Below are 2,303 nucleotides of genomic sequence, written 5' to 3'. Positions count from 1 at the left end.
AAAAAAAAAAAAAAAAAAAAAAGAAGGGGGCGGGGCCGCCAGCGCCCCCCCCTTTTTGATCCAGAGAAGTCAGGATTAGCGTTTGTAGATGAATTCGACGCCTTCTTCGTCGTCCTCATCCCAGTCGTCATCCCAGTCTTCGTCATCTTCTGCTTCGGCTTCGGCCTCTTCAAGCTGCTGACGGTGATAGTCGTCCCACATAAACTCGACTTTCTCCGGCTTCTGCTCTTCTTCCGCCTGCACGATCGGGTTTTCGATGATGAAGGTCATCACGTCCCAGCATAGCTCTTTCACGCCCTGCTGGCTGGCCGCGGAGATCAGGTAGAATTTCTCTTCCCAACCCAGCGCTTCGGCAATCGCTTTGGCTTTGGCTTCGGCTTCGGCCTTGTCCATCAGGTCAATCTTGTTGAAAACTAACCAGCGTGGTTTGGAGGCTAGCTTCTCGCTGTATTTCTCCAGCTCGCCGATGATAATGCGCGCATTCTCAACCGGATCGGAGCCGTCGATCGGATCGATATCGATGAGGTGCAGCAGTACGCGGCAGCGCTCGAGGTGCTTGAGGAAGCGGATACCGAGGCCTGCCCCTTCCGCTGCGCCTTCAATCAGCCCCGGGATATCGGCAACTACGAAGCTCTTTTCATTGTCCATACGCACCACGCCCAGGCTTGGCACCAGGGTGGTAAACGGATAGTCAGCCACTTTCGGCTTGGCGGCGGAGACCGCACGGATGAAGGTGGATTTGCCGGCGTTCGGCATGCCCAGCATCCCGACATCGGCCAACAGCATCAGCTCCAGCTGCAGGTCGCGTTTATCACCCGGGGTACCCATGGTTTTCTGACGCGGCGTACGGTTAACGGACGATTTGAAACGGGTGTTGCCCAAACCGTGCCAGCCGCCTTTCGCCACCATCAGACGCTGACCGTGTTTGGTCATATCGCCCATGGTCTCGCCGGTGCCCTGATCGATAACCCGGGTGCCGACCGGCACTTTTACCGTCACGTCTTTACCGCGCTTACCGGTACAGTCGCGGCTTTGACCATTCTGCCCACGTTCGGCGCGGAACGATTTTTCAAAACGGTAGTCGATCAGGGTGTTCAGGTTCTCGTCCGCTTCCAGCCAGACATCGCCGCCATCGCCGCCATCGCCGCCGTCCGGACCGCCTTTCGGAATATACTTTTCGCGGCGGAAGCTTACGCAACCATTGCCGCCGTCACCTGCTACGACCAGGATCGTTGCTTCATCTACAAACTTCATTTTACTCTCCGTAAATCATTCGCCTGAGCGGGGCAGCGGTACTACCGCCTCTCGCTTACGCCAACGTCCCCAAAGACGATGACCGATGGCGGAATACATCGCGCCCGCAACCACGACAAACGCACCGAGATAACCAATCAGGTTTAACATCGGTCTGGCGAAAACATCGGGCCAGGCCATTGATAATAAATCAGAAAACAGTAGCGTAAACAGTGGCGTCAAGGTGATTAACGCGCTGACCTGCGCCGCCTGCCAGCGCGCCATGGCTTCCGCCAGCGCCCCGTAGCCGACCAGGGTATTCAGCCCGCAAAAAATCAGGCATGCCAGTTGCCAGCTGCTTAACCGGGAAATCACTCCGGGCTCAGCAAGTGGCAGTAATGCAATCGTACACAAAGTGTACAGCAAAAATAGTATCTGCTGTGATGCCAGACGGCGCAATAACACCTTTTGCGCGACGCCGTAGCTTACCCACACCGTAGCGGCAGCAACGCCGAAAATTACCCCCCACGTGTAGTCCGTCAGGCGGGTAAAGATTTCAATCAGACTGGTATTGAAGAACATCACCAGCCCGCTGAGCAGCATCAACGCGCCCACCACCTGGGTGCCGCGCATGCGCTCTTTCAGAATTACGACGCTAGCCACCATCATCCCCACCGGCGATAGCTGGCCGATGACCTGAGAAGCCGTGGGGCTGAGGTATTGCAGGGAAGAACTAAACAGGATGAAGTTACCGAACAGACCGCCGGTGGCAATCGCTAATAACACCAGCCAGCGCGGCTTGCGAAAAATTCGCATCGGCGGCAGTTTGCCTTTGATCGCGAGGATCGCGCCAAGCCCAATGCTGGCCATCAGAAAGCGATAAAAGACCACCGTAGGCGGCGCCATCACCTCGAGAACCTGTTTCATTGCAATCGGCAACGCTCCCCAACACATTGCGGTGGTAAGCGCCAGAATAATGCCAATCCCAGCCTGCTGCTTCATGCCTGTTTCCCTGCAAAAATTTTCCGGTAGACGAATGTAAAAAGCCCCCCCCCCCCCGGGGGGGGGGG

Annotated in this window: 2 protein-coding genes; both read right to left on the bottom strand. The window is 56.4% G+C overall.

Features of this window, described 5'->3' with window-relative positions:
• Positions 1 to 75: 75 nt before the first annotated feature.
• Positions 76 to 1,254, bottom strand: coding sequence for an Obg family GTPase CgtA (gene cgtA, locus HMPREF9538_RS24350; RefSeq protein ID WP_002918377.1), 1,179 nt, complete (start codon positions 1,252 to 1,254; stop codon positions 76 to 78).
• 15 nt (positions 1,255 to 1,269) lie between these two features.
• Positions 1,270 to 2,235, bottom strand: coding sequence for a DMT family transporter (locus HMPREF9538_RS24355; protein WP_004149938.1), 966 nt, complete (start codon positions 2,233 to 2,235; stop codon positions 1,270 to 1,272).
• Positions 2,236 to 2,303 lie beyond the last annotated feature (68 nt).

The organism is Klebsiella sp. MS 92-3 (genome assembly GCF_000195655.1).
GTDB classification, from domain to species: Bacteria; Pseudomonadota; Gammaproteobacteria; order Enterobacterales; family Enterobacteriaceae; genus Klebsiella; species Klebsiella pneumoniae.
Note: the sequence above shows the minus strand (reverse complement) of the source record. Positions and strands in the feature narration are given on the sequence as shown.

Coding starts and splice junctions, on each gene's coding strand:
- cgtA (WP_002918377.1), bottom strand. CDS start 1,254: ATGAAGTTTGTAGATGAAGCAACGATCCTGGTCGTAGCAGGTGACGGC.
- HMPREF9538_RS24355 (WP_004149938.1), bottom strand. CDS start 2,235: ATGAAGCAGCAGGCTGGGATTGGCATTATTCTGGCGCTTACCACCGCA.